Genomic DNA, 24799 nt, shown 5'->3' on the forward strand with positions numbered 1-24799 from the left:
CTTTATAGCCTCAGAATTGTTTGCATCATTTCATCTGCCGCTTCGATCATACGCGCGTTTGCGGCGTAGGTCTGTTCGACCAAAAGCAGCTTTTGCAGTTCCTGATCCGTATCAACCCCCTCCGCGAGAACCAGTTGCGTCAACTCGTTGAATTGGGTCGAAGTAAAGGTTTGGGTCTGTTCGGCCTGTGCTCTGTCGGCCCCCAGTTGAGATGTCAGTGTCGACGCGAGATTGATTGCAGAAAACGCGCCGCTGCCGAAGTCACCAGAGGCCGGAACACGTCGGGCAGTCAGTGTTTCGGACAAAGCTTGCAGCAGACGGGAGTCGCCGACGTCGCCCTGTACCGCAGCATTTATCCCATCGCGTAGTCGCCAGGATTCGCCGCCTTGTCGATCGTCAATTGCAGCGTTGATAGACAGGCGTTCTGAAATTCCGACTTCATTCACCGGATCGAATGCGATGCCAGAGTCCGTGAAAATCCCTGCATCTCCAATTGCCAACGTGGGATCGACAGCTGGATCCTGGAACCTTTCTATAAGATCTCGGGTCAAAGCATCCAGTTGAGTCTGGGCTTCGACGCCAAGCTCGTCCCTGATTTCGAATTGAGCGCCCAGGGAGCCGCCGCCCAAGGCACCGCGCGCACTATCCGTTTGTACCGGATATCCATTTACGGTCAGGCCGGACAACATGCCGCCGCCAAGCGTCATGTAAGGTGTAACTTGGTTGACGGCGCTGAATTCAATCTCAGCGACCCCGCCGTCAAGTAGGATGGCCCCCCCAGTGGAATAGAGTGCGATTTGCCCGTTCTCTCTTGGGACTTGTCGCACTGGCACCATTGCGCTGATCTCATCAACCAACGCCTGACGATTGTCCTGAAGTGCGGAGGTGTCGCCACCTAGGGCCGCTGTTTTTGTAATCTGGCGATTTAACTCCTGGACACTGTTCAGGGAGGAATTGAGTTTCTTTACTTGGAAGTCGATGCTGCGATCCGCGTCACTGCGTGCCTCCTGGATATCGCGCGAGGCGGACGAAATGAGGGTTGCGAGGTCGCGGGCAGCATTGACGGATGCATCGAGGCGCTCCGGTGCATCCGGTCGACTTGTCGCGGTTACAAGGCTGCTTTCGAACTGGGCAATGCGCGCAGAAAGTGAATTGGGATCGTCCGGAATACCAAGAAAATCCTCATGACTTTTAAGGAATTGCGTTCGGTCGCTGGCATTGTTGAACGCTGCCTCTGCGAGCCCGCGGTCCACCAAGAGGGCCGGATTCACGTTGCGTGTTATGCCATCGATCCGTACGCCGCCCAGTTGCGAAGATGTCAGATCTACGGAGCGAACCCCGTAGCCCGGCGTCATCGCATTGGCGATGTTTGCCGAGATCGTTTGCGAATTGCGCCCCGCAGCGCGCAATCCGGTCATGGCATTTGTTAACGCAGACGAGATTGTCATATCAGGCCCTCTCTCTTGTTCTATTCACCAAACCAGGTCAGGTTTACCGCTTGATGTTGGTTGTTTCCTGCAACATTTCGTCAACCGTCTGGATCACTTTGGCGCTCGACGAATAGGCGCGCTGCGTCTTGATCATATCGGTCAGCTCGCCCGCCACGTCCGTCTTCGATTCTTCGCGTGCAAATGACACGATATCGCCTGTTGGACCGTCACCTGAATCCCACAGGAAGAAGGAGCCGCTTTCCCGGGAAGGCAAGTAGGTTTGATTGTCAAAGGCCTGCAATCCATTAGGGTTTGGGACATTGATCAGGGGGACTTGATACACGACGCGAATTTCACCCGTGTCGAAATTGGCGCGTACAAATCCGTTTGCGTCAACGTCCAGACCGATGAAGTTCCCGATTGCCGAACCATCCTTGGTCACAGAAATCGGTGCAAAGTTATACGACAGCTGAGAAAGCCCCTCAGTGTCGCCAATGGCGCCGATATCAACTGAAATTGGACCAGCAGCTACGTTTACGCTGATCAGGCCCGTCGCCGGATCGTACACCGGGCTCGGACCTGCAGGTGTCACTGTAGCGATCGGTGTTACCGTTGCCAGTGTCCCACCGCCAGTACGTGCGTCCGTAAAGGTCATGGTGTAGCGACCAATCTCATCTCCGCCTTGTGCGGAATCCGTCATAACCATTGTCCACTCATTGGTGGCCGGGTCGCCTGCGGCCGCTGGTGGCGTTGGCTCAAACGAGATGCTGATGCTTTGCGATGTGCCCAGGTTGTCAAAGTATTCGACTGACAGTTGTTCGGTGAGCGCGGGTGCGCCGAATTCGGTTTCGGTCGCCGGTAGGTTGATACCCAGGCTCATGTTAAGTGTCGGATTTCCCGCCAACTGGCCGGTGTTGATGCGAATGGGTTCGAGCCCGTCAGCAGTATCGCGCGGGTAAGCAGGTATCGATCCGTCGGCAGCTGCGGGCCACCCCATCAGAACAAGGCCGGACCGGGAGGTCAGGTAGCCCTCTGCGTCAGTTCTGAAAGATCCCGTGGTTGCCAGAAACATCGGTGCGTCAGTGCCTGCTGTCTGCACCTGGGCAGCTTGGGCGACGGGTAGCATTCCGCCACCGCGAACTGCGAGATCGGTTGGGTTGGAGGTACCTAACAGGGTGCCGTTTTCACCAATGAGTCGTTGGGTATTGGCGCGCACACCGCCCGCTGCATAGGAGCCGCCACCAGAGGACAGAACCATGGATTCGAAATCCGTTTGCACGCGCTTGTAGCCAAAGGTTGATGCGTTCGAGATATTGTCCGAGATGGACGCTAACCTTTGCGCATTGGTTCTCAACCCTGCAACACCTGCGTTGAGCGATGAAGAAATTGTCATGGGCACGCCTTTCTGATGTGATCATCCATTGACCACTCAGATAGACACCCCGACTTAACACCGCGCTAACATATAAAATGCGCCCTATTTAGGCCACAATTTACCGCAGGAGTACAATTTCCACCCTGTCATTGCGCGTGGCCATCGGATTGCGATGCACCGGCTCTCTGTCAGCATGGCCGGTTACGCGCTGCATTCGCTCTGCTGACAGACCATTTTGCTGCAACATTAGACGTGTTCGCGTGGCACGGGCGGCGGAGTTATCCCACACCGGGTTGTCCGCCAGAACAATCGGACCAGCACGTACGTGGCCACCAATCGCCACATCATTTGTAACACTTTGACCGATGCTGGCCACCATTTCGACAAGCGTTTCCATGAGCGGTGTGGGGCGATCCGTGCCTTCAACAAACAAGGGCAATCCGTCGAGCGCAAAGAGTTCGATGACCAGACCTTCGTCCGTGATGCGTGTCACGATGTGCTTGAGCGCGTTCTCCATCACGGTGCTTTCCCCACCTCGCGCAGTCAGTTCTTCAACGACTTTCTCCAACTCTTCGTCGGTCATGTCGCGCGCACCGCCTTCATCGCTGGTGCCGGATTCGCCGCGAGACTGCTGTTGCTGGGCCGCGTAATGAGTGGTCGCACCCAGACCGTTCTGCGGCAGGGTTTCCTCCGAGAAAATGCTCTCACCGCCAAAGGATCCGTCCCCGCCACCGGAAACGCGATTGATCGGAATGGTCGGCGAGAAGTAATCCGCCAACCCCTGCCGTTGTTGTTCTGTCGTCGCATTCAACAGCCACATCATCATGAAAAAAGCCATCATCGCCGTCACGAAGTCCGCATAAGCGACCTTCCAGGCGCCACCATGGTGGCCGCCGGCGATAATCTTCTTCCGTTTGATGATGACTGGTGCCAGATTGCTCTGCGCAGCCATATCTCACCACTCTCATATTCACCCGACAGCAGGGATAGCGCAAAAGGTGTTTCCACCTCCTTAATGCGAACCTGATTTTCTGCCTTGTCACCAGGACGGGAGCGCTGCCAGATGTCGATCAGGGAGACCACGATGTCCGACTCCGTCACAGACAGCACTTATTCATGGGTCAGGCTTTTGCTGACCCTTGCGATTGCCATGATCGCCAATGTGGGGATGTGGGCGATCATCGTGATCATGCCAGCGGTCGAGGCGGAATTCGCTGCGGGCCGGGCGGAAGCTTCCATGCCCTACACACTGACAATGATCGGTTTTGCTGTTGGAAACTTTGCCATAGGCAAGGCGGTTGACCGGTTCGGGGTGACGGCGTCGCTGGTGGCGGCCGCCATTGGTATTGCTGCGGGATTTGGCCTTGCAACGCTGAGCCAGTCGATCATGATGCTGTCGCTGGTGCAACTGCTTGTCGGCTTTGCCTCTGCCGTCGGTTTTGGCCCACTGATCGCAGACATCTCCCATTGGTTCGTGCGTCGTCGCGGTATTGCGGTCGCCCTTGTCGCCAGTGGTAACTACCTGTCCGGGGCAATCTGGCCCATGGTGCTGGCAGGTATGCTGGAGGAAACCGGCTGGCGCAGCGTCTACCTGTTCATGGCAGTGGTCACGTTGGCAGGCGTAATCCCCCTGTCGATGGCGCTGCGCCGCCGCCTGCCACAGGAGGCGCAGGTGGCAGCACAGGCAAAATCACTGCAGAATTCCAGCTCCGCCGGGTTGTCGCCGCGCGCCCTGCAATACCTGCTTGGATTGGCAGGCATCGGTTGCTGCGTGGCCATGTCGATGCCGCAGGTGCATATCGTTTCTTATTGCGTCGATCTTGGGTATGGCCCGGCCGTTGGTGCCGAGATGCTGGCCCTGATGCTGTTGGGCGGGGTCGGATCGCGCATCGTATCCGGTCTGATCGCTGACCGTCTGGGGGGAGTCAAAACGCTGCTGATCGGGTCGGCCCTACAATGTCTGGCGTTATTTTTGTACCTGCCATCCGGCGGATTGGTGTCGCTCTACTTGGTCAGCCTGATATTCGGGCTCAGCCAGGGCGGCATTGTCCCCAGCTACGCCCTGATCGTGCGGGAATACATGCCCGCACGCGAGGCAGGTGCGCGGGTGGGGTTCGTGATGATGGCGACGATTCTCGGAATGGCGCTGGGCGGATGGATGTCCGGCTGGATCTACGATGTCAGCGGCTCCTATCGACTGGCGTTCATCAACGGCATTCTCTGGAACGGTCTGAACATCGTGATCATGCTCTGGCTGCTGTCGCGCAGCAGGCCACGGCGGCCAACGGCAGTCCCCGCCTAGCGCGCAGAGGCTCTGCGCGTCTTGGCCAGTGCAATCTGCTTTTGCCGCTCGCGAAACCGGTCCTTGTCTGCCTCGGAGGTCTCATCCACGCAGTTGTGACAGCTCACACCGGCTTCATATTCCGGTCGATCCCTGTCCTGCGGCAGAATGGGGCGCCTGCAGCCATGGCACAGCATGTGTGGACCCTCACGCAACCCGTGCTCCACGCTGACGCGGTTGTCGAACACGAAGCAGGCACCGTTCCACTTGGTGTCTTCTTCCGGGACCTCTTCGAGGTACTTCAGAATGCCGCCCTTCAGGTGATAGACCTCTTCGACGCCCTGCCCCAACAGGTAGTTGGTTGATTTCTCGCAGCGGATGCCGCCGGTGCAGAACATCGCGACCTTCTTGTTGTGAAAGCGTTGCTTGTTCGCCTCCCACCATGCAGGAAAATCGCCGAAACTCTCTGTCTGAGGATCGACAGCTCCTTCAAACGTGCCGATGGCCACCTCGTAATCGTTGCGCGTATCGATGACTGCAACATCCGGTTCCGAGATCAAAGCATTCCAGTCCTGCGGATCGACATAATGCCCGACACGTGCACGCGGATCGACATCCGGCTGCCCCATGGTGACAATCTCGCGCTTCAGACGCACTTTCATCTTGCCGAACGGCGCGTGGTCACTGACTGCCGCTTTCCATTCCAGATCGGCACAGCCCGGCAGAGTGCGCAAATGCGCGATGACCGCGTCGATCCCGGCGCGTGGTCCTGCAATAGTGCCGTTGACCCCCTCTTGGGCCAGTAGCAGCGTGCCCTGAACGTCCTGATCAATGCAAAGCGCGAGCAGGTCCGGCTTGAGGGTGGCAGGGTCTTCAAACCTGGTGAAGTGATAGAGAGCGGCGATGGTATACATGGCCGCCCAGATAGGCCCTGTGGGCAGAGCAGGCAAGAGCAGAGTAGGATTACGTAACCAAGCGCATCTGGGCACTTGCCATTGACGCCCCGAACGCCGACGCTTACGCACACCATGAAAAGTAGAGAGGTGCGCATGGCCCATGCTCTGATCGTAATTGATGTGCAAAAGGACTTCTGTCCCGAGGGCGCGCTGGCGGTGCCGGAGGGCGACGCGATTGTTGGTCCGGTCAACGCATTGATGACCGACGCCGAAGCGGTAATCCTCACACAAGACTGGCATCCGGCAGGGCATTCCTCCTTTGCCTCGTCACACGTGGGAAAATCGCCCTACGATTTGATCGACATGCCTTACGGCCCGCAGGTGCTCTGGCCGGATCACTGCATTCAGGGCAGCCTCGGTGCCCAGTTCCACCGCGAACTGCATGCGGACCGGGCTGATCTGATCATACGCAAGGGCTACAACCCGGCCATCGACAGTTACTCCGCCTTTTTTGAGAACGATCACGTCACACCCACCGGCCTTGAAGGCTACCTGCGCACGCGCGGCATCGATAACCTGCTGATGGTGGGCCTGGCGTTGGACTTCTGCGTGAACTTCTCGGCTGTGGATGCCGCGAAACTGGGGTTCGGCGTCACGGTGCGCACCGACCTTTGCCGGGCAATCGATCTCGATGGGTCGCTGGCCGCAGCGCTGGATGGCATGCGCGCCGCTGGTGTGGTGTTGGAGGCAGGCCATGGTTGATATCGCAAGGCGGGTCTGGAACCACAAGTGGAAGATCGACCCCATCGTACGGTCGCTGATCGACACCGATTTCTACAAGTTGCTGATGTGCCAGTCGGTGTTTCGCAACAAACCGGGCACCCGCGTTACCTTCAGCCTGATCAACCGCTCCAAACATGTGCCGCTGGCCGACCTGATCGATGAGGGCGAGCTGCGCGAACAGCTCGACCACATTCGCTCGCTCTCGCTGTCGCGCGGAGAGAGCACTTGGCTGCGCGGCAACACCTTCTATGGCAAGCGCCAGATGTTCCGCCCCGATTTCATGGAGTGGTTCGAGCAGCTGCGCCTGCCGCCCTATCACCTCGAACGCAAGGGTGACCAATACGAGCTGACCTTTGAAGGCAGCTGGCCCGAGGTGATGCTGTGGGAAATCCCGGCCCTCGCCGTTCTGATGGAACTGCGCGGGCGCGCGGTGCTGAACCGCATGGGCAAGTTCGAGCTGCAAGTGCTCTATGCCCGCGCCATGACCCGTGTCTGGGAAAAAATCGAGGCGCTGCGCGACATCACGGACCTGTCGATTGCTGATTTCGGTACTCGGCGGCGGCACAGCTACCTTTGGCAGGACTGGTGTGTGCAGGCGATGCAGGAGGGGCTGGGGTCCGCGTTCACGGGCACATCCAATTGCAAGATCGCCATGAATCGCGAACTGGAGGCGATTGGCACCAACGCGCACGAGTTGCCCATGGTCTACGCGGCTCTGGCCGAAACGGACGCAGAGCTTGCCCAGTCTCCCTATGACGTGCTCTCCGACTGGCACGAGGAACACGAGGGCAATCTTCGTATCATCCTGCCCGATACCTTCGGCACCAAGGGTTTTCTGGACAAGGCACCTGACTGGCTGGCCGGGTGGACCGGTATCCGGATCGACAGTGGCGACCCGGCCAAGGCGGCCGAGATCGCCATCGATTGGTGGCGCGCGCGGGGGGAAGATCCGACAGCCAAACGGATCATTTTCAGCGATGGGCTGGATGTAGATAAAATCCGCTCGCTGCATGGCCAGTTTTCGGGCCGTACAAATGTGTCCTTCGGGTGGGGAACGCTGCTGACCAATGATTTTCGCCACCTTGTCCCGGACGACCGGCTGGCACCCTTTTCGCTTGTCTGCAAGGCTATCGCAGCCAATGGGACGCCTACGGTCAAGCTCTCCGACAACCCGAACAAGGCCATGGGACCGGCATCTGAGCTCGACCGCTACAAACGTGTGTTTGGCGTCGGCGATCAGGTCGCGCAGGACGTTATCGTCTGACGGGGCAGGCAATGATTGATACACACACCACCCATGACGCTGCCGAAGATGCCCGCAATCGGGACATCAAGATTTTCATAAACGGCGATCTTGTGCACCGTGATGAGGCAAAGGTTTCCGTCTATGACAGCGGCTTTCTCCTCGGGGACGGGATGTGGGAAGGCATGCGGCTCTACAACGGGACATGGGCGTTTTTTGACGAGCACATGGACCGGTTTTTTGCCTCCTGCAAAGCGGTGTCGCTCGATGTCGGCACGGACCGTGCCGGTATTCTGGAGGCGCTGACGCGCACGGCTGAGGCAAACGGGATGGTTACGGATGTGCATTGCCGTCTGATGTTGACACGCGGCGTGAAGGTGAAACCCTTTCAGCACCCCTCGCTCAGCCGTAGCGGTCCGACGCTGGTGATCATCATGGAGCACTCCAAGCCCGTTGACAGCCTGCAATCCAAGGGTATCCGCCTTGCCTCCGTGCCGCAGGTGCGTGGTCTGCCCACCTCGCAGGACCCGAAGCTCAACAGCCATTCCAAGCTGAACTGCGTCATCGCCTGCCTGCAGGCCGAAGAGGCGGGCGCGGACGAGGCGTTGATGCTGGACCCGCATGGGTTCGTAAACACGACCAACGCCTGCAATTTCTTCATTGTCCGCAAGGGCGCGGTTTGGACGTCGACAGGGGACTACTGCATGAACGGCGTCACCCGGCAAAAGGTGATCGACCTCTGCCGCGCCAACGACATTCCTGTCTTCGAAAAGAACTTCTCGCTTTATGAAGCCTACGGTGCGGATGAGGCATTTTTGACCGGCACGTTCGGGGCGCAAACGCCCGTTGCCAGTATTGACGGCAGGCAAATAGGAGACGGCGCGCGCCCTGTGACCGCGCAAATTCAGAAACTCTACAAAGGGCTGATCACTCAGATGACTGGATAGACAGACCTCTACGTATGGTTCGTCCTAGCCGTCTCAGATCGTCGCCCATTGTGCGATTTATGCGCTACAATTCGAGAGTTTTTCGTCACCCGTGCTGACACTGTCGATGTGCGTATTGACTTGCGCGCCTGCGTCTTTGTGCCAGCCCCTTCCCACCACGTCTTTGACTCCTCAGTGCATCCTGAACGGAGCGGTGAGCGGTTTGCCAACGTGATTTCTGCTGTCATTGGTGGACCGGGCGGCTTGTTTGCGCGGATAAACGTTTTCCGCACCCTTAGGTACCAGAAGATGCATTACTTCATTGCGCCGACGAATGCCGACGCCTGATTTCTTGGCAACCTTGTACAGATTGACAATCACCATGGATTTCGTCCAGCCGGTTTCCGCGACGATTTGGTCGACCGAAGATCCCTGGCCCAGTGCGTCTATCAAATAGGCGGCCACCGTGCCTTCCTCCGGCAACACAACGTCTGCTTTGTGGCGTGCTGGTTTTACCAGAATGCGGTCTGAATTCAGATGGGTCAACGCTGCGACGCGTCCTGACCGTGCGAGTTCCAATGTCATAAAGCTATCCTCTCTTTAACAACTACCTGGAAGACGGGAGGAATCGCCGAATCTGTCGTGCAGCACTGCCGACGATTCTGTCGCAGGAACGGCCAGACGGGCCTGTTCGAGCCATTTTGGCATTCAACCAACTCCCAAGCTTGCCCCACCCAGATGTCGATTGCGAAAGATGCCCGAGATAAACGCGGTGCACCTGTCTTGCCCAAGTTATGCCACATTTCTGCTTGAATTCAACACACGGTCTGAATCGTCGTTGTCCGGGAAACACTCCCACGTTCCGGGCGAGATTAGGGTCACAAACGATGGTTAACCAGGGGGTAACTAGCGGTAGAAGTTGAATAAAGTATATGCTTTATAAATAGTTACCGAATTCATGCGGACGCGACTGAAAACTTCACGCGACGGTGGAAAAAAGCCGGGAACATACGAATCAGTTTACTGCCTTGTACGCAACATCCATCGACTGCTGATGCAAGTTCGACCGTAGATTGTGGTAGAATTGTGGCCTTAGGTTCCTGTTCCCTGACCATATGCCCGGGGCGTCTATCTTGATCCGGCAACGCTTTTGTCAGCACCTTGTTCGAGGGAACCTTTTTGTAAGGCTTTGCGATATACTCAAACCAGCCAGCTTTGACGCGTAGGTGAACGTATAGTGAGGAAATTGTTATGAAACGTCGTGATTTTATCTTGGCATCAGGCGCCAGTGTTGTGACCATCGGCGCCGGTGGCGCGCTTGCGTCCGTTCCGGCCAGCCTGCCAGATTACAACATGCCGGAGGAATTCTTGCCGCGAGAGGTGCGGATCAAGAACGACTTTGCGCCCTTTGAAATCCATGTAGATCCGGCGCAATTTGCGCTCTACTGGACGCTACCGGACCAAAAGGCGATCCGCTATTCGATTGGTATCGGACGCCCCGGACTCTATGAGGCGGGCGAATTCTATATCGGGGCCAAGAAGGAATGGCCCAGTTGGACGCCCACACCTGACATGATCGAGCGTGACCCTGAAAGCTATGCGCGCTTTGCCGACGGTATGGCGGGCGGGATCAACAACCCGCTGGGGTCACGTGGTTTGTACCTGTTCCAACCGGGCGTGGGTGACACCTTCCTGCGCGTTCATGGCACGAATGACCCCAAGACAATTGGTCAACGCGTTTCCAACGGCTGCGCGCGGCTCGTGAATGATCAGATGATCGATCTCTATGATCGCGTGCCAATGAACAGCCGTGTCGTTCTCTATCCTGCCGATCTTAGCTGACGAATTTCGCGACTGTGTGAGTTATTTCGGCACTACTATCCCGCTGCCCAGGGCGGTAGCGGGATAGTATAGCAGGCCTTGGATCAGGCTTGCCTACATGCTGAATGACAGCTATTCGGCCGCCCAGCCGGACACTGCTTTCACCTCGAGGAACTCCTCCAGCCCGTAAATGCCGCCCTCGCGACCATTGCCGGACTGCTTGTACCCGCCAAAGGGCGAGCCCTGCGCAAAGCCCTGACCGTTGGTTTCCACCATGCCCGACCGTAGGCGCCGTGCTACGCGTCGCCGTTTCTCGTCATCTTCCGTTTGCACGTAGTTGGTGAGGCCATAGGGTGTGTCATTGGCGATGGCGATTGCCTCCTCCTCGCTCTCGAAGGGAATGATCGAGAGAACCGGTCCAAAGATTTCCTCCCGCGCGATGGTCATCTCGTTGGTGACATCGGCAAAAACCGTGGGTTTCGCGTAGTAGCCGCGGTTCAGACCGTCAGGACGTCCCAGACCTCCGGCGACAAGGCGTGCTTCACCCATACCGGTCTCGACCAGCGCCTGCACCTTTTCGTATTGCGCTTTGGAGACAAGCGGACCGATGTGGCGGCCTTCTTCTGACGCGGGACCCACATGAGTGGCCTTGGCGGTTTCCGCTGCCATTTCAACAGCTTCATCATAGCGCGACTTGTGTACCAGCATGCGCGTGGGCGCGTTGCAGGACTGGCCGGTGTTGCGGAAACAGCGGATGGCGCCCTGCTTGGCGGCCTTGGGATGGGCGTCCTCAAAAATGATATTGGCGCCCTTGCCCCCCAACTCCAAGCTCACACGTTTGAGCGTATCGGCAGCGGCCTTCGAAATGGCGATGCCCGCGCGGGTGGAGCCGGTGAAGCTGACCATATCGACGCCGGGATGCGCGGAGAGTTGGCTGCCGACGCCAGCGCCATCCCCGTTGACCATGTTGAAAACGCCCGCCGGGAAGCCCGCCTCGTGCACAAACTCGGCGAACAACAGACCGGAGAGCGGTGCGATTTCCGACGGCTTCAGCACCATCGTGCACCCGGTTGCCATCGCGGGCACAGCCTTTAGAATGATCTGGTTCATCGGCCAGTTCCACGGCGTGATCAGCGCGCAAACGCCGATGGGTTCGAGCAGGGTCTTTTCCGTTTCAGTGAAATCCCGGTCAAAGCTGAAATCCTCGAAAGCCTTCAGGAAACCCTCAAGGTGCCAGCTGCCCGCCCCCACCTGCTGTGCGCGGCTGAGATCAATCGGCGCGCCCATTTCCATCGACATGGCCTGCGCCATTTCTTCGGACCGCGCGTTGTAGACCTCCAGCAGCTTCCGCATCAGCGCGGTACGCTCTTCCTTGCTGGTCTGCGACCAACTGTCGAAGGCCGTGCGCGCCGCGGCAACCGCCGCATCCGTGTCCGCCTGATCGCCCAGTGATATTACTGCGCATTGCTCCTCAGTCGACGGGTCGATGACGGCGAAATCATGCGCCTTAGCGGGGGCGACCCACTGGCCGTTGATATAGAAATCACGTTTTTCCAACATGGGTTCTCTCCTGTTTCTATGCTGCTGATCACTGCGACGCAGATGATTTTGCGGCACTCTGTCACCGGGGGCGACCCTCTGCAAGAGAGGGGATGAAAGACGCGGGCGAAGGTATTAGGTTAACGGCACGAGTCACTCACAGCATTGCACCGGAGGACACTATGGGCTTGCGCATCAACGACACTGTGCCGAATTTAACGGTCGAAACAGACCACGGCACGATACAACTGCACGACTGGATCGGCGACAGCTGGGCCATCCTGTTCTCGCACCCCAAGGACTTCACACCCGTGTGCACCACCGAATTTGGCGCCGTGGCGCAATTGGCGGATGAATGGGAAAAGCGGGGCACCAAGGTGATCGGCGTGTCGGTGGACGGCGTCGAGGATCACAAGAAGTGGAAGAATGACATCGAGACCTTCGGCGGTGCCAAGGCTGGCTTCCCGATTATCGCAGACGATGGCCTGGAGGTGTCGAAAGCCTTCGACATGCTGCCTGCGGAAGCCTATTTGCCGGATGGCCGCACCCCGGCCGACAGCGCCACGGTGCGCTCGGTATTCATCATCGGGCCGGACAAGCAACTCAAGCTGAGCATGACCTACCCGATGACGGTGGGCCGTAACTTTGCCGAAGTGCTGCGCGCGCTGGACGGCTTGCAGATGTCCATTGGCAAAGGGGTCGCGACACCCGCCAATTGGAACGTGGGCGATGATGTAATCATCCCGGCGACGGTTTCCGATGAGGACGCCAAAGCGAAATTCGGCGAGTTCAACAAAATTCTCCCGTATCTGCGCACGACAAAGGCGCCAGAATAGTCAGCCTTGAGGCGGCGCTTCCGGGTGTCGCCTCAAATCGGCAGCTCAGTGGTGGATTTCAGCTCTTTCAGGACGAAGCTGGAATGCACTTCGCGCACGATGGTGTTGCGCAGCAATGTGTGGGTCATGAAGGCTTCGTAAGCTTCGACATCGGCGACGCGTATTTTCAGCTGATAGTCGGCAGTGCCTGACGTCGCATAGCATTCGACGATTTCCGGGTGACCTTCGATCAGGCGGGCAAAGCCGGATACCGTTTCCTCTGCATGATCCCGCAGGGTGATGGAGGCCAGCACACAGAGTTTGCACCCGAGCTTGGCCGGATCCAGCAAAGCCACCCGCGCCGTAATCAGCCCGTTGGCTTCGAACTCCTGCATCCTCCGCCAGACCGTGCTTTGCGCCATGCCGCACCGCTCCGACAGCTGCGCCAAGGAGAGCGCTGCGTCGCGCTGGATTTCTTTCAGTAAATGCTCATCGGTGCCAGAAATTTTCATGTTCGTGCCCAGATCCGAGATGATCATTCGTAACCTGTTGGCTCGTACAAAAAAAGCCCCGATGGAAACATCGGGGCTTTCTCTTGCCTGGGCGGAACTCACGCTGCGCGGCGGCGCCTTGCGATCACACCGAGGGCACCAAGTCCTGCAAGCATCAAGGGCAAACCTGCAGGCAGCGGCACAGGGGCCGGTATCTGGCTTTCGATGCGGGAAAGCGCGAACTTGGCAAACTCAGACTGCGCGATCCGGTTTGGATGCACACCATCCGCAAAAAGCAGCTGATCGGCGCGTGTAGGGTCAAAGAGAGGCTGTCCATCAGCATCTAAGCCGACAAACGAACAGTTTCCCGCGACCTGCAGGACGCGCAGGCTCGTTGTGCAGGGAAAAATCGTATCGACAATACCCAAAGTGTCTGCACGATCGATCAGGTCATTGAAGTACGAAAACTGGTCGACCCGTGTGATGGTCAACCCATCATCCGTTTCCAGTTTCTGAAGCCCGTTCTCGAGTTCCGCATTGAAGAGCAGCGATGCACCTTGAATGGCCGCTGCGCGATCGCTGAGTGTCGCCACGGTACCCTCGGCCACGGCGATGTCCGCGGGGTCGGCCGTCGGGTCGAGCTTAAGGGCGGCAAGGGTTGCCTGCGCCACGACCAGCTCTGCATTGAAGGCCGGTGTGCGGCTGATATCCGGCAGGTTGGAGACAAGGAAGTCATCGAAGTGAGCACCCGTCGTCGCCACGGCGCGGATGCCGTCGATCACCTCAGCTGCGGTTCGGACGGGGTTGAACTCCGGCGTGCCCAATTGCTGAAAAAAATCGTTGGCCCCGAAGAGCACGGACACCAGCGGGTTGGACCCGGCGTTTCCAACGGTGGCAGCGAAGGTGGCAGCCTGGTTTTGGAAGGTCGAGAGTGCGGTGAGCGCTGCTACCTGCGCAGGAGGTACGGCGCCGCCGCCGCTGTAGTCGGTGGTGTTTGTGTTGCCGGCGGTTGCGCCGCCAAGTGCGTAGTTCTGAGTTTCTTTCCGGGCAGCGCGGAACCTGTCGGCGATGATTTCAGTCCAAACGGGACCGTTGGAGAAGCGCCCGCCAACGCTGGGCGGCGCCAGCTGGACGAGCTTGCCGTCGTCGGACAGGCTGTCGCCAAAGGCGTAGTAGCTGGTGAAGTCGAGCGTACCCGAGTGGGCACCCGTGGCCAAGCCAATGGCCAGCCCTAATGACAGAATCTGGTTTTTCATGAGGCCCTCCCAAGCCGTGATGGCCGGAAGGTTAACACCCTTTTTTTGTGTACCTAGCCTGACCCAGCGGCAAGCGGAAAAGACGCTACGTAACGAAAAAGGCCCCGGCGTTTCCACCGGGGCCCTGACTTTCAAATGCTAAGCAGATTATTCGTCTGCAGGCGCTTCTTCTTTTTTGATCTCTTCGCCGGTCTCCTGATCGACGACTTTCATTGACAGACGAACCTTGCCGCGGTCATCGAAGCCAAGCAGTTTGACTTTCACTTCCTGACCTTCCTTCAACACATCCGACGGATGGTTCAGGCGGCGGTTCTCGATCTGGGACACGTGTACCAGACCGTCGCGCTTGCCAAAGAAGTTCACGAAGGCGCCGAAATCGACGATCTTCACGACGGTACCGGTGTAGACCATGCCTTCTTCGGGCTCGGCCACGATGGAGTGGATCATGTCGTAGGCTTTCTTGATCGAATCGCCGTTGGGCGAGGCGATCTTGATGGTGCCTTCATCGTTGATGTCGACTTTGGCGCCGGAGACTTCCACGATCTCGCGGATGACCTTGCCGCCGGAACCGATCACTTCGCGGATTTTGTCGGTGGGGATCTGCATGGTCTCGATGCGCGGTGCGTGGATCGAGAAGTCCGCAGCACCGGTCAGCGCCTTGTTCATCTCACCCAGAATGTGCATCCGGCCATCTTTCGCCTGCGCCAGGGCTTTCTCCATGATCTCGGGTGTGATGCCAGCGACCTTGATGTCCATCTGCAGCGAGGTGATGCCGTTCTCAGTTCCCGCCACCTTGAAGTCCATGTCGCCGAGGTGGTCTTCATCACCCAGAATATCGGACAGGATCGCGTAGGAGCCGTCGTCTTCGAGGATCAGCCCCATGGCGACACCTGCGACGGCGTTCTTCAGCGGTACCCCGGCGTCCATCATGGACAGCGAGCCACCGCAAACGGATGCCATGGAGGACGAGCCGTTGGATTCGGTGATCTCTGAAACCACGCGCACGGTGTAGGGGAAATCGGTTGCGGCAGGCAGAACCGCCTGCAGTGCGCGCCAAGCCAGTTTGCCGTGGCCGATTTCGCGGCGTCCGGGAGGGCCCACACGACCGGCTTCACCGACCGAATAGGGCGGGAAGTTGTAGTGCAGCAGGAAGTTGGATTTGAAGTTGCCATGCAGCGCGTCGATGAACTGCTCATCGTCGCCAGTGCCCAGCGTGGTCACGACGAGGCCTTGTGTCTCACCGCGTGTAAACAGCGCCGACCCGTGCGTGCGGGGCAGAAGGCCGGTCTCGCAGACGATGTCACGGATTTCGTCGGTTTTGCGTCCGTCGATCCGCTTGCCTGTTTTTACCACGTCGCCGCGCAGGATGGAGGCCTCAAGCCCTTTCATCGCGGAGCCGAGGTTCGGGTCCTCTGCCTGCTCTTCGGTCAGCGCTTCCATGATCTTCTCGCGGGCGGCGGCCACGGCGGTGGTGCGTTCCTGCTTGTCGGAGATCGCGAAAGCCGCGCGCATGTCAGCCTCACCAGCCGCCGCGATTGCCGCAGACAGCTCGGAATAATCCGCTGGCTGATAGTCGAAGGGCTCTTTCGCGGCGTCTTCGGCCAGCGAAATGATCAGATCGAGCACCGGCTGGATCTGCTCGTGCGCGAATTTCACCGCACCGAGCATTTCCTCTTCGGTCAGCTCATAGGCTTCGGATTCGACCATCATCACGGCGTCTTTGGTCCCGGCAACCACAAGGTCCAGACGCTGCTCGGGGTTCAGACGCAGGTCCTGCATGTCGTCCACGGTCGGGTTCAGGATGTATTCGCCATCTTCAAAACCAACGCGGGCACCAGCAATCGGGCCCATGAAGGGCGCGCCGGAAATGGTCAGCGCCGCGGAGGCGGCGATCATGGCAACCATGTCGGGGTCATTGACCAGATCGTGGGAAAGCACGGTGCACATCACCAGCACTTCGTTCTTGAAGCCGGGGACGAACAGCGGGCGGATCGGACGGTCGATCAGGCGTGCGGTCAGTGTTTCTTTTTCAGTTGGGCGCGCTTCGCGCTTGAAAAAACCGCCAGGCACTTTGCCGGCGGCGTAGTATTTTTCCTGATAATGCACGGTCAGCGGAAAGAAATCCTGACCCGGCTTCTGTTTCTTGGCAAAGGTGACGTTTGCCATCACGCTGGTCTCGCCCAGCGTTGCAATCACCGACCCGTCCGCTTGACGGGCCACTTTTCCGGTTTCCAGTGTGAGCGTCTCTTCGCCCCACTGCATCGATTTTTTCGTTTCGTTGAACATCTAGGTTCCTCAAGTTGGCCCATTGGCCATTTGCATAGGGGGCGTATTCCCCCTGACCCCGGTATCTTCTTTTGGCGGCGCTGAGGTCCGGGCGCCGGCTTTCAGATTGCGCGTACGTACACGAGATCGCGGCCATTGGAAAGGGAGGGTTTACGCAGCGTTCGAGCCTAGCCCCATGGCTTTTTGGGTGGGGTTTTGTAGGCGGGTGGCGCATCGGGGAAAAGGTCACCGGTGGCGCCCTCCGCATGGCCAAAGCGGATCATCCACGGTTTGGGTGGGGTAATCTCGCCGTCTGGGGACCATTCGAAATATCCCAGCGCGCCGCTGGCGGGGATTGGGTCAATGGGGCATGGGTTCTCCAGCAGCAGCCCCGCTTCGCCGCCAAACCATGGGCTGTCGCTCTCGGTGATGATTTCTACCACATCCACGGTGCCGATGATCGCGCCGCGCACAAGATCGTCCGGGCGTGGACAGGTCGCGCCGTGTTGAGCAAAGCGCCAGTGCAGGTAGCGGTATTCGTCTTCCTTCATGCCGGTCGCAGCATGGATACAGATGGGGCCGGGTACCATGCGCCCTGCGCGGATCGATCCGAGCGAACGGTTTTCGATGATCTTGCCGCCGTGAATGATCGCCCAGGCGGAGGGCTGTCGAACAGAAAGGGCAAGGCGTGGCAAGTCGGGCATAGGCAAGACCTAGCGCAGACGCGCGATGGATCACGGGTCGTTTTCGCCCTCGCCCAGGATGCGTGTGAAGAGGCCCACGACGAAAGCGGTCGTGATGCCGAAGGTCAGGATACCCGTGGCAGAGATCATCGCCCCGGCAATGCGGTAGCCGGGGTCAAGCACCAGGTCGCCGTAGCCCACAGTCGTGTAGGTCACGAGCGAATAGTAAATCGGTGCCTCATAGCCGGGCAGCGCGCCCACAACCCAGATTGAAAACGCGCTGATGTAGATCTGAACCGTGTGCGAGAACAGCAGCACCAGAAACAACGCGCAGACGATGAAAATCTGATGCCGCGTGGTCTGCTCCTCACTGAAATGATCATGTTTGCGCAGATGTTTTATCAGCCGCGCGATGATGAGGATGTGCAACAGGGCACAGACCAGAAGCACTGTGCCGCCAAAGGTGATCTCGAGAAGGACAGGCATGACGCGCCCCGGGTTGGTTTTGACAAGAGTTTGGAATGGTTTACGTGGCGGCGCGATGCTTGTCCAATGCTCTGCGATCAGGTTTGAGAGAGGGCTGCGAGCAGGACCACGGCCATCATCGAGGCGGCCATGGCGATGTTGATGGCGCGCTGCGTCCGCCGCGGCAGGTTCATCCGTTGCAGGGCAATGCCCAGCCAGAGCCAGGCAAAGTGAATGGGTATCCAGATGGCGTTGATGATCAGGAATTTCAGGGCGATTTCAACGGCAAAGCTCTGCTGCCAGAAACCAAAGCCGCTGAAGAGCGCGGTGTTGACCGCATAGGCTTTGGGGTTGATGGCCTGCAGCAGGATGCCGCCGCCGATGCCGGGGCGTTTCGCGCGTTCGATGAAGGCGACCTTGCTGCCCGCCAGTGCGATGCGCAGGGCGAGATAGGCCAGATAGGCGACAGAGGCGGTGAAGAGAACGAGGCGCAGGCGATCATCGGCGAGGATGGCAGCGGTGACGCCTGAGACCACGGCCAGTGAGACCAGATTGGTGCCGATGAAGAGACCCACGACATAGCGGCTGCCAGCGGCGGCACCAAAGGCGGCACCCACACCTGCAGTGGAAAGCACGCCGGGGCCGGGGGTGATGATCAGGAAGAAGACGGCGGCGGCGAAAGTGAGCATGGTGGCACTCTATGCAGCCCGTGGCGCGGGTAAAGAAAAACCGCGCCGGGTCGGGCGCGGTTTTTTGAAAACTCGACCGGGTGCCGGACCGCAGGTTTGCTACGCAAACCCGCTTGTCCGCACTCGGAGAAAATCGCTGAGCGATTTGTCTCCGTAATTATCTCCGGAGGCCCAGGCGTTTGATCAGGTCCTGGTAGCGGGCCTCATCCTTGCCTTTCACGTAATCCAGAAGCTTGCGGCGCGTGGCCACCATCTTCAGCAGACCACGACGGCCATGGTTGTCTTTCTTGTGGGTCTTGAAGTGCTCGGTCAGGGTCGCGATGCGCGAGCTGAGGATGGCAACCTGAACTTCGGGCGACCCGGTGTCGCTTTCCTTGGTTCCGTATTCCTTCATGACGCGGGCTTTGTCTTCAGCAGTGATCGACATCGGGGGCTCCTATACAATAAGTGTTTGGGTCAAGGCGCAGGCCGGGATGTCGTCCAGCACAGGCCGATGGAGATACCGTCCTTGAGAGAGATTCCCCAAGGCGATGCGCGCGTATAAGCGTCCTGATTGGAAATGGCAATTGTTGAATGCGGGACTTGGCCGGTAGACTGGTCGCCAGCACCACTCGATGTCTGATCAGACGGCTTCCAAACCGATCACCATCGCGGAACTCAAGGGGATCAGCGTTAGGTCGGCAACGCTCAGTTCTGCATCCCCATAGACCTCGGCGACATTTTCACCGTTCATGGAAACCTGCATCACCTCGGGGTCATCCGGATCCGGAGCAACGTCGACATCCGGTTCTGCCGCGCCCTCGTGCGTATCATCCCAGACCAACATCAAGCTTTCTGTTTGTGCCTGATAGTCAAGGATCTCAGAACCGTCCCGCTGTTCAATCCAGTCACTCAACAGTACTCCGTCTCCCTCTGAAGGGGCGTCAAACTCTACCTCGTCTGCTTCAAGCATTGCGGAGCTGTAGATAATTTCTTGGGAGGGAGAGGTCTCCACTGACGCATCTGTTTCCGCAGCTTCCGGCTCAGCCATCACTTCATTGAGAATGTCATCGCCCCAGCCGCCTGCAGGATAAGCCGTTTCAGCCGTATTGAAAGCCACTTGCGTGTCAGACTGCAGTAGCCCACCAGCATCGCTATGCTCTTTGATCTGACTGAGAAGGTCGCCGACGTCCGAGGTCTGCTCGCTCTCGTCCTGCAGCAGGTCTTCTTCTTCCTCGTCAACGTCGGCCTTGATTCCCACAAAGGCAGCAGCGCCGACTCCCGCCACACCCATCAATCCGGCCAGCCATAACATCAGATCAAGACCTTTTACCGTTCATGCGCGGCCCTCTGACAGATCAACCACCATAGGCGATGCCGCAATCCACATTGGGTTCTAGGGTCAAATCCTGACCAATGTGTTAACGTCAGCCTGGCATGAGCCAGCGTTCCGGCTGTCTGGCATAGGGCAGGTAAAGAGGATGACGGGGATGTCCCTCCTTGGACAGGCCCAGGTGAAAGAGGTCACATCCCGCATCAGTCAGCAGCTTGGCGACTGCTGTGCCCCGCGCCAGATGCGCGCCGTGCACACCCCAGGCGGCGATGACCTGATCCGCTTGTCGCGCAACCTCGATCAATACCACGTCGTTCTCGGGTCCGATGGGACGGTCGGCGCGGCGCATCGCCTGCGGATCAGTATCCCGCCAGGCAAAGATATTGGTCACCTGAAAGCCGCCAAATCCCAACCTGCGGGCGCGTTGTTCGCAGCGCTCCACCGTCGGGTCGTTTCTGATTTCGTCGGCTTTCGACGGGTTGAGCATGACAAAGTTCACGCGCCTGCCTTCGGGTTGCCAAATCCGGCACAGGCTGTAGCGATACGCAGCGCAATCAGAATAGACAGCTTCGGACCAACTGTCGGCGCTTTGATGGGTGCGGGTGAGCATGCGGCTTCATGCCAGCCGGTCGGCAGCGCCGCAAGGCAGACGTGCAGAAGGCCGCCCTGCTGAGGCGGCCCTTTGGAAAAGTATGTTTGCGTTCAAGCGGCTACGGTGACGCTCTTGCGGGGCAGTTCCAGCACTTCGCCGCGCAGTTCCAGGATTGCGGCAGCAACCACGGCGTAGACGGTGTGGCCCCAGAGCGCGACCCAGGTGATGCCGGTGAAGCCCAGGAAGGGTTTCATGCCTGCCACGAGATGCGCCATGCCGTAGAGGGCAAAGACCCAGAGGGCGACGCCGTAGACCACGGCGGTGATGCCCCAGTGCAGTTGCGGCAGGACGGCGCGCTGTACCGGGCGGGCAATGGCGAAATAGCCCACGACATAGAAGATGAGGCCGGTCAGCGTGTGCAGCAGATAGGCGGCACCGGATGGGGCGGCGCCAAAGACGGATTTCAGTGTGGCGCCGGCAAGACCGACAGGTGCCAGTTTCGCGTAGCCAAAGAGCGGGCTGAGCGCCTGTCCGAAGGTGTCAAAAGCGATGGTTGCAAAGGCGCCGGCGGTCAGGATTGTCAGGGCTGTGCGTTTCATATCAGGGTCTCCATGTTGGAACGGGTTCGACTGCTGACCCCGATATGGCAGTGCCTGCGCGTCTTGTGCAGCCTCCTCACACAAGGCTTACCTTCGCGCGGATTTTCGTAACATTCTTTGTAACAAACCCCGGATCTCGCTGACATCGGCGCGAGGTTTGCGTCAGATTGAAATATTCGGAACTGATCAGTTCTTAATGTTCAGCACGCGGGTGGGATGCAACTCCCCCGATTTATAGCGCCCGATGGCCAGAGCCTGACCTTCGAAAGAGGCCCAGACCTCCTCGCCATAGTCGACATCACTGGCCAGAACCATGCCGGGATTGCCATTGCGCAACCGGGCGGCCCCTTCGGGGGTGGCCTTGACTTCGGGCAGGGCGACGAAGGCCTCCGCCACGGGGCGCAGATGTTCATCGAGGTCGGGGGTCCTGGCAAGCGTTTCGATCTTGTCCATGGTCAGCCCGTCGCTGGCATCAAAGGGCCCCGACCAGATGCGGCGCAATTCCCGCACGTGCCCGAAGCAGCCCAGAGCCTCCCCCAGATCGCGCGCAATGGACCTGACATATCCGCCCTTGCCACAGACCAGTTCAAGGGTGACGTGATCCGGGTCCGGACGGTCGATCAGCAAAAGGCTTTCGACATAGAGGGGGCGGGCGGCGATTTCCATCGTTTCGCCGTCGCGGGCGCGTTTGTAGGCGCGTTCGCCGTCGATCTTGACGGCTGAGAACTGGGGCGGGACCTGCTCGATATCGCCCACAAACGCCCCGAGCGCCTGCTTGATTGTCTCGTCATCCGGGCGCAGATCGCTTTGCGCAATGACCTCACCCTCTGCATCATCGGTGTTGGTTGCCTGACCAAGCCGCATGGTGAATTCATAGGCTTTCAGTGCGTCGGTGACATAAGGCACCGTCTTGGTCGCCTCGCCAAGCGCGACGGCAAGAACGCCGGTGGCGTCCGGGTCCAATGTGCCCGCATGTCCCGCTTTCTTGGCGTCCAGCGCCCAGCGGACCTTATTGACCACCGCCGTGGAGGTCAGGCCCGCGGGTTTGTCCACCACAAGCCACCCCGAAATCTCTCTGCCGTTTTTCCTGCGTCCCATGATGCCTCACGTGCTCCTGCGCGCGGTGCCATAACGGTCTGTGCCCCTAACTGCCAGCGTTCTTTTGCCGTCCTGCCGCAAAATCGTTATACGCTGCAGGATGCCGCTACTCTGCCGGTGTCACGACGCCGACGATGGGCCCTAGATTGAACCCGAAGTCGCTGCGCCCCAGAGCAGGCGCATAAAGCCGGGACACCTTGCCATCGAAGTAAAGCGCGTTGGGCAGGTCCAGATGATCGCGAAACAGCAGTCCGAAACTGTAGAAATTCACCGGTTCATCCGAAATGGCAAAGACGACCCGTCGGCCATCTGACGATGTCCCCACACCGTTGCGAATGAACTCAGAGGTGCCGTCTTCCAGAAATCGCGGGTGCAGCGCGCCGTCGATGACCAGCATCGGCCCGGATTGCGTGGCGTCCCGGCACTCGGGTTGTTCCTGAAGGAAGGCCAGCGTTTCGAAGACATCCGCCCGATCTTCGCGCAGGCAGAACACACCGTTGGGCAGCAGGCCGAAATTGCCGGGGCCTGCGGTGTCGATGACCCGCATGATCTCCTGCCCATCTTCGACGTAGTGCCCGACGGGCGCGCGGTTGTCGTGATACATGCCCGCGTTCATGGCGAAGACCAGCTTTTGCTGCCGTGCTGCGAGCTTTCTGTCTACTTCCGAAAACTGACCCAACGGGGCACCGCCTTCGTCATAGAGAAAGAGCTCAAGCGCTTCGGTGGCGGCATCCACTTCACAGACGGTGTAGCGCGTGTCCTGAAATGTCACGGGTTCACACTCCACCGCCCCCGCGTCATGCGCAAGAAGGCACAAAGCAGCGGTGGAAAGCAGCACACGGATCATTCCGAATCGGGCTCCTCGCTGCTGCTTGCGTCGGTGTCGCGCCGCACGTCGTCACGGTTCAGCATTTCGCGTGTCTCATCCATCCGGTCGAAGGTCTCATCAAGCTGAAACCGCAGGTCAGGCGCGAACTTCAGCGATAGCTTCTTGGACACGACCCGGCGCAATTCACCCTTGTTGCGGGCGAGAAGGCGGATGACCTCTTCCTGTCCCCGCCCACCCAGGGGCAGCACATAGGCCGTGGCAATGCGCAGGTCGGGCGACGTGCGCACTTCACCGACGGTGATCGACATCCTGTTCAGATCGGGGTCATGCACGTCGCCGCGCGCCAGCACATCCGACAGCGCCCTGCGGATCAACTCGCCTACCCTGAGTTGTCGTTGCGACGGACCTGCGCCCTCGTGAAACTTGTTCTTTCCCATGGGCCCCATCTAAGGGGTCACCGGGGCTTTGCCAAGCGTGCGCTGTCGCGATAAGCAAGGCGCGGGGCAGGCAAGCGGGGATTGCAGAATGGACAAGCCGATGAGAATTGCGATCACGGGTGTGTCGGGCCGGATGGGGCGGATGCTGGTGGAGACAATCGAGGCCTCCGACCGGGCCGTGGTGTCGGCGGCCATCGAGCGGGCGGGGCATGACTGGATCGGGCAGGATCTGGGTGTCGCCATGGGCGGGTCAGCTAGCGGTGTTGTCGTCACGGATGATATCGACGCAGCCCTGTCAGGCGCCGATGTTGTCATTGACTTCACGGCACCGACAGCCACCATCGCCTTTGCGCAGGCGGCAGCACGGGCGGGTGTTGCGCATGTGATTGGCACCACTGGCATGACAGCGCAGGAGATCGCGCAGCTCAATGCTCCGGCAACGCAGACCGTTATTGTGCGGGCAGGCAACATGAGCCTTGGGGTCAACCTTCTGGTGCAGCTGACCAAGCGGGTCGCGGCCGCCCTCGACGATGATTACGACATCGAGGTGATCGAGGCGCATCACAACCGGAAAGTGGACGCGCCCTCGGGTACGGCACTGATGCTGGGCGAAGCAGCGGCGGAGGGGCGTGGTGTTGACCTCGATGATGTGTCCGACCGCGCCCGCGACGGCATTACCGGCGCGCGCGACAGGGGGCGTATCGGTTTCACCGCCATTCGTGGCGGCGATATCATCGGAGAACATGATGTGATGTTCGCTGCCGATGGCGAGCGGATTATCCTGCGGCACGTCGCCTCTGACCGGTCCGTGTTTGCCCGTGGCGCCTTGAAGGCCGCGCTCTGGACTGCCGGAAAGCGACCCGGCGCCTACGATATGCTCGACGTGCTGGGACTCTCCGAGCAATAAATTGCCAAGACGATCCTTTGAGTCATCCAAGTCGCGTGCTGCTGCGTATTCTTTTCAGAGCATGAAT

Annotated in this window: 26 protein-coding genes; 7 read left to right on the plus strand and 19 right to left on the minus strand. The window is 59.1% G+C overall.

Annotation, left to right across the window (positions count from 1 at the left end; translation table 11 throughout):
* Positions 1-2: 2 nt before the first annotated feature.
* From flgK to Q1A52_RS05275, 3 genes are all read right to left on the minus strand, one after another.
* Entirely contained in the window at positions 3-1448 is a 1446-nt protein-coding gene (flgK, locus tag Q1A52_RS05265) for a flagellar hook-associated protein FlgK (RefSeq protein WP_300011771.1), read from the minus strand.
* 43 nt (positions 1449-1491) lie between these two features.
* Positions 1492-2823, minus strand: a complete 1332-nt coding sequence (locus Q1A52_RS05270; RefSeq protein WP_300012194.1) for a flagellar hook protein FlgE — start codon at positions 2821-2823, stop codon at positions 1492-1494.
* Between the two features lie 100 nt (positions 2824-2923).
* Positions 2924-3757, minus strand: coding sequence for a flagellar motor protein MotB (locus Q1A52_RS05275; RefSeq protein ID WP_299779755.1), 834 nt, complete (start codon positions 3755-3757; stop codon positions 2924-2926).
* A gap of 132 nt (positions 3758-3889) precedes the next feature.
* On the opposite strand from Q1A52_RS05275, the gene Q1A52_RS05280 reads away from it, so the two are divergent.
* Entirely contained in the window at positions 3890-5107 is a 1218-nt protein-coding gene (locus Q1A52_RS05280) for an MFS transporter (RefSeq protein ID WP_300011775.1), read from the plus strand.
* On the opposite strand, the gene Q1A52_RS05285 is transcribed toward Q1A52_RS05280, so the two are convergent.
* A complete protein-coding gene (locus Q1A52_RS05285; protein ID WP_300011778.1) occupies positions 5104-6000 on the minus strand; it encodes a rhodanese-related sulfurtransferase in 897 nt (298 codons plus the stop codon). The genes Q1A52_RS05280 and Q1A52_RS05285 overlap by 4 nt on opposite strands.
* Before the next feature lie 135 nt (positions 6001-6135).
* Here Q1A52_RS05285 and pncA point away from each other — a divergent pair, with 135 nt between their 5' ends.
* Genes pncA through Q1A52_RS05300 form a run of 3 tightly spaced genes read left to right on the plus strand, consistent with a single transcriptional unit; the run spans position 6136 to position 8955 of the window.
* A complete protein-coding gene (gene pncA, locus Q1A52_RS05290) occupies positions 6136-6744 on the plus strand; it encodes a bifunctional nicotinamidase/pyrazinamidase (RefSeq protein WP_300012197.1) in 609 nt (202 codons plus the stop codon).
* Positions 6737-8029, plus strand: coding sequence for a nicotinate phosphoribosyltransferase (pncB, locus tag Q1A52_RS05295; RefSeq protein WP_300011781.1), 1293 nt, complete (start codon positions 6737-6739; stop codon positions 8027-8029). The genes pncA and pncB overlap by 8 nt, the downstream gene beginning before the upstream one ends.
* Before the next feature lie 11 nt (positions 8030-8040).
* Positions 8041-8955, plus strand: coding sequence for an aminotransferase class IV (locus Q1A52_RS05300; RefSeq protein WP_300011784.1), 915 nt, complete (start codon positions 8041-8043; stop codon positions 8953-8955).
* 171 nt (positions 8956-9126) lie between these two features.
* Here Q1A52_RS05300 and Q1A52_RS05305 read toward each other — a convergent pair whose 3' ends face one another.
* Positions 9127-9480 carry a hypothetical protein gene (locus Q1A52_RS05305; protein WP_299826112.1) on the minus strand — a complete coding sequence of 118 codons (354 nt, stop codon included), beginning with the start codon at positions 9478-9480 and terminating at the stop codon, positions 9127-9129.
* A gap of 705 nt (positions 9481-10185) precedes the next feature.
* Here Q1A52_RS05305 and Q1A52_RS05310 point away from each other — a divergent pair.
* The gene (locus tag Q1A52_RS05310; RefSeq protein WP_299779743.1) at positions 10186-10776 is read left to right on the plus strand and encodes a L,D-transpeptidase; all 591 of its coding nucleotides are present in this window, start codon (positions 10186-10188) and stop codon (positions 10774-10776) included.
* 111 nt (positions 10777-10887) lie between these two features.
* Here Q1A52_RS05310 and Q1A52_RS05315 read toward each other — a convergent pair whose 3' ends face one another.
* Positions 10888-12315 (minus strand): aldehyde dehydrogenase family protein, encoded by a 1428-nt coding sequence (locus Q1A52_RS05315; RefSeq protein WP_300011787.1) that lies wholly within the window; start codon positions 12313-12315, stop codon positions 10888-10890.
* Between the two features lie 161 nt (positions 12316-12476).
* On the opposite strand from Q1A52_RS05315, the gene Q1A52_RS05320 reads away from it, so the two are divergent.
* Positions 12477-13130: a peroxiredoxin gene (locus Q1A52_RS05320; protein ID WP_300011790.1), complete on the plus strand. Its 654-nt coding sequence runs from the start codon at positions 12477-12479 to the stop codon at positions 13128-13130.
* Positions 13131-13162: 32 nt separating this feature from the next.
* Here the strand turns inward: Q1A52_RS05320 and Q1A52_RS05325 are convergent, their stop codons facing one another.
* The 13 genes from Q1A52_RS05325 to rbfA all read right to left on the minus strand — a co-directional run bounded on the left by Q1A52_RS05325 (position 13163) and on the right by rbfA (position 23825).
* A complete protein-coding gene (locus tag Q1A52_RS05325) occupies positions 13163-13648 on the minus strand; it encodes an Lrp/AsnC family transcriptional regulator (protein WP_300011793.1) in 486 nt (161 codons plus the stop codon).
* Positions 13649-13719: 71 nt separating this feature from the next.
* Positions 13720-14856 (minus strand): SGNH/GDSL hydrolase family protein, encoded by a 1137-nt coding sequence (locus Q1A52_RS05330; protein WP_300011796.1) that lies wholly within the window; start codon positions 14854-14856, stop codon positions 13720-13722.
* A gap of 147 nt (positions 14857-15003) precedes the next feature.
* Positions 15004-17142, minus strand: a complete 2139-nt coding sequence (gene pnp / locus Q1A52_RS05335) for a polyribonucleotide nucleotidyltransferase (RefSeq protein WP_300011799.1) — start codon at positions 17140-17142, stop codon at positions 15004-15006.
* A 167-nt stretch (positions 17143-17309) separates the two neighbouring features.
* Positions 17310-17825: a hypothetical protein gene (locus Q1A52_RS05340; protein WP_300011802.1), complete on the minus strand. Its 516-nt coding sequence runs from the start codon at positions 17823-17825 to the stop codon at positions 17310-17312.
* Between the two features lie 30 nt (positions 17826-17855).
* Entirely contained in the window at positions 17856-18290 is a 435-nt protein-coding gene (locus tag Q1A52_RS05345) for an ion channel (RefSeq protein WP_300011805.1), read from the minus strand.
* Positions 18291-18367: 77 nt separating this feature from the next.
* Positions 18368-18958 (minus strand): LysE family transporter, encoded by a 591-nt coding sequence (locus Q1A52_RS05350; RefSeq protein WP_300011808.1) that lies wholly within the window; start codon positions 18956-18958, stop codon positions 18368-18370.
* Between the two features lie 157 nt (positions 18959-19115).
* Positions 19116-19385, minus strand: a complete 270-nt coding sequence (rpsO, locus tag Q1A52_RS05355) for a 30S ribosomal protein S15 (protein WP_300011811.1) — start codon at positions 19383-19385, stop codon at positions 19116-19118.
* A 195-nt stretch (positions 19386-19580) separates the two neighbouring features.
* Positions 19581-20252 carry a hypothetical protein gene (locus Q1A52_RS05360; protein ID WP_300011814.1) on the minus strand — a complete coding sequence of 224 codons (672 nt, stop codon included), beginning with the start codon at positions 20250-20252 and terminating at the stop codon, positions 19581-19583.
* A gap of 112 nt (positions 20253-20364) precedes the next feature.
* On the minus strand, positions 20365-20880 hold the full coding sequence (locus Q1A52_RS05365) for a DUF1643 domain-containing protein (RefSeq protein WP_300011817.1): 516 nt from the start codon (positions 20878-20880) through the stop codon (positions 20365-20367).
* A gap of 92 nt (positions 20881-20972) precedes the next feature.
* Complete coding sequence (locus tag Q1A52_RS05370; protein ID WP_300011821.1) at positions 20973-21461, minus strand: hypothetical protein; 489 nt, start codon at positions 21459-21461, stop codon at positions 20973-20975.
* A gap of 186 nt (positions 21462-21647) precedes the next feature.
* Positions 21648-22559 carry a tRNA pseudouridine(55) synthase TruB gene (gene truB, locus Q1A52_RS05375; RefSeq protein ID WP_300011824.1) on the minus strand — a complete coding sequence of 304 codons (912 nt, stop codon included), beginning with the start codon at positions 22557-22559 and terminating at the stop codon, positions 21648-21650.
* Between the two features lie 106 nt (positions 22560-22665).
* Positions 22666-23406: a phosphodiester glycosidase family protein gene (locus Q1A52_RS05380; protein ID WP_300011827.1), complete on the minus strand. Its 741-nt coding sequence runs from the start codon at positions 23404-23406 to the stop codon at positions 22666-22668.
* Positions 23403-23825 carry a 30S ribosome-binding factor RbfA gene (gene rbfA, locus Q1A52_RS05385; protein ID WP_300011830.1) on the minus strand — a complete coding sequence of 141 codons (423 nt, stop codon included), beginning with the start codon at positions 23823-23825 and terminating at the stop codon, positions 23403-23405. Before rbfA ends, Q1A52_RS05380 begins: the two co-directional genes overlap by 4 nt.
* A gap of 88 nt (positions 23826-23913) precedes the next feature.
* Here rbfA and dapB point away from each other — a divergent pair, with 88 nt between their 5' ends.
* Positions 23914-24732: a 4-hydroxy-tetrahydrodipicolinate reductase gene (gene dapB, locus Q1A52_RS05390; RefSeq protein ID WP_300011833.1), complete on the plus strand. Its 819-nt coding sequence runs from the start codon at positions 23914-23916 to the stop codon at positions 24730-24732.
* Positions 24733-24799: the final 67 nt, after the last annotated feature.

It is taken from the genome of uncultured Roseobacter sp. (genome assembly GCF_947488185.1).
In the GTDB taxonomy this organism is placed as follows: domain Bacteria; phylum Pseudomonadota; class Alphaproteobacteria; order Rhodobacterales; family Rhodobacteraceae; genus Roseobacter.

Coding starts and splice junctions, on each gene's coding strand:
- rpsO (WP_300011811.1), bottom strand. CDS start 19,385: ATGTCGATCACTGCTGAAGACAAAGCCCGCGTCATGAAGGAATACGGA.
- Q1A52_RS05325 (WP_300011793.1), bottom strand. CDS start 13,648: ATGATCATCTCGGATCTGGGCACGAACATGAAAATTTCTGGCACCGAT.
- flgK (WP_300011771.1), bottom strand. CDS start 1,448: ATGACAATCTCGTCTGCGTTAACAAATGCCATGACCGGATTGCGCGCT.
- Q1A52_RS05270 (WP_300012194.1), bottom strand. CDS start 2,823: ATGACAATTTCTTCATCGCTCAACGCAGGTGTTGCAGGGTTGAGAACC.
- Q1A52_RS05360 (WP_300011814.1), bottom strand. CDS start 20,252: ATGTTATGGCTGGCCGGATTGATGGGTGTGGCGGGAGTCGGCGCTGCT.
- pncA (WP_300012197.1), top strand. CDS start 6,136: ATGGCCCATGCTCTGATCGTAATTGATGTGCAAAAGGACTTCTGTCCC.
- Q1A52_RS05370 (WP_300011821.1), bottom strand. CDS start 21,461: ATGAAACGCACAGCCCTGACAATCCTGACCGCCGGCGCCTTTGCAACC.
- Q1A52_RS05340 (WP_300011802.1), bottom strand. CDS start 17,825: ATGCCCGACTTGCCACGCCTTGCCCTTTCTGTTCGACAGCCCTCCGCC.
- Q1A52_RS05365 (WP_300011817.1), bottom strand. CDS start 20,880: ATGCTCACCCGCACCCATCAAAGCGCCGACAGTTGGTCCGAAGCTGTC.
- Q1A52_RS05280 (WP_300011775.1), top strand. CDS start 3,890: ATGTCCGACTCCGTCACAGACAGCACTTATTCATGGGTCAGGCTTTTG.
- Q1A52_RS05345 (WP_300011805.1), bottom strand. CDS start 18,290: ATGCCTGTCCTTCTCGAGATCACCTTTGGCGGCACAGTGCTTCTGGTC.
- Q1A52_RS05320 (WP_300011790.1), top strand. CDS start 12,477: ATGGGCTTGCGCATCAACGACACTGTGCCGAATTTAACGGTCGAAACA.
- Q1A52_RS05330 (WP_300011796.1), bottom strand. CDS start 14,856: ATGAAAAACCAGATTCTGTCATTAGGGCTGGCCATTGGCTTGGCCACG.
- Q1A52_RS05315 (WP_300011787.1), bottom strand. CDS start 12,315: ATGTTGGAAAAACGTGATTTCTATATCAACGGCCAGTGGGTCGCCCCC.
- pnp (WP_300011799.1), bottom strand. CDS start 17,142: ATGTTCAACGAAACGAAAAAATCGATGCAGTGGGGCGAAGAGACGCTC.
- Q1A52_RS05275 (WP_299779755.1), bottom strand. CDS start 3,757: ATGGCTGCGCAGAGCAATCTGGCACCAGTCATCATCAAACGGAAGAAG.
- dapB (WP_300011833.1), top strand. CDS start 23,914: ATGGACAAGCCGATGAGAATTGCGATCACGGGTGTGTCGGGCCGGATG.
- Q1A52_RS05285 (WP_300011778.1), bottom strand. CDS start 6,000: ATGTATACCATCGCCGCTCTCTATCACTTCACCAGGTTTGAAGACCCT.
- rbfA (WP_300011830.1), bottom strand. CDS start 23,825: ATGGGAAAGAACAAGTTTCACGAGGGCGCAGGTCCGTCGCAACGACAA.
- pncB (WP_300011781.1), top strand. CDS start 6,737: ATGGTTGATATCGCAAGGCGGGTCTGGAACCACAAGTGGAAGATCGAC.
- Q1A52_RS05380 (WP_300011827.1), bottom strand. CDS start 23,406: ATGATCCGTGTGCTGCTTTCCACCGCTGCTTTGTGCCTTCTTGCGCAT.
- truB (WP_300011824.1), bottom strand. CDS start 22,559: ATGGGACGCAGGAAAAACGGCAGAGAGATTTCGGGGTGGCTTGTGGTG.
- Q1A52_RS05300 (WP_300011784.1), top strand. CDS start 8,041: ATGATTGATACACACACCACCCATGACGCTGCCGAAGATGCCCGCAAT.
- Q1A52_RS05310 (WP_299779743.1), top strand. CDS start 10,186: ATGAAACGTCGTGATTTTATCTTGGCATCAGGCGCCAGTGTTGTGACC.
- Q1A52_RS05350 (WP_300011808.1), bottom strand. CDS start 18,958: ATGCTCACTTTCGCCGCCGCCGTCTTCTTCCTGATCATCACCCCCGGC.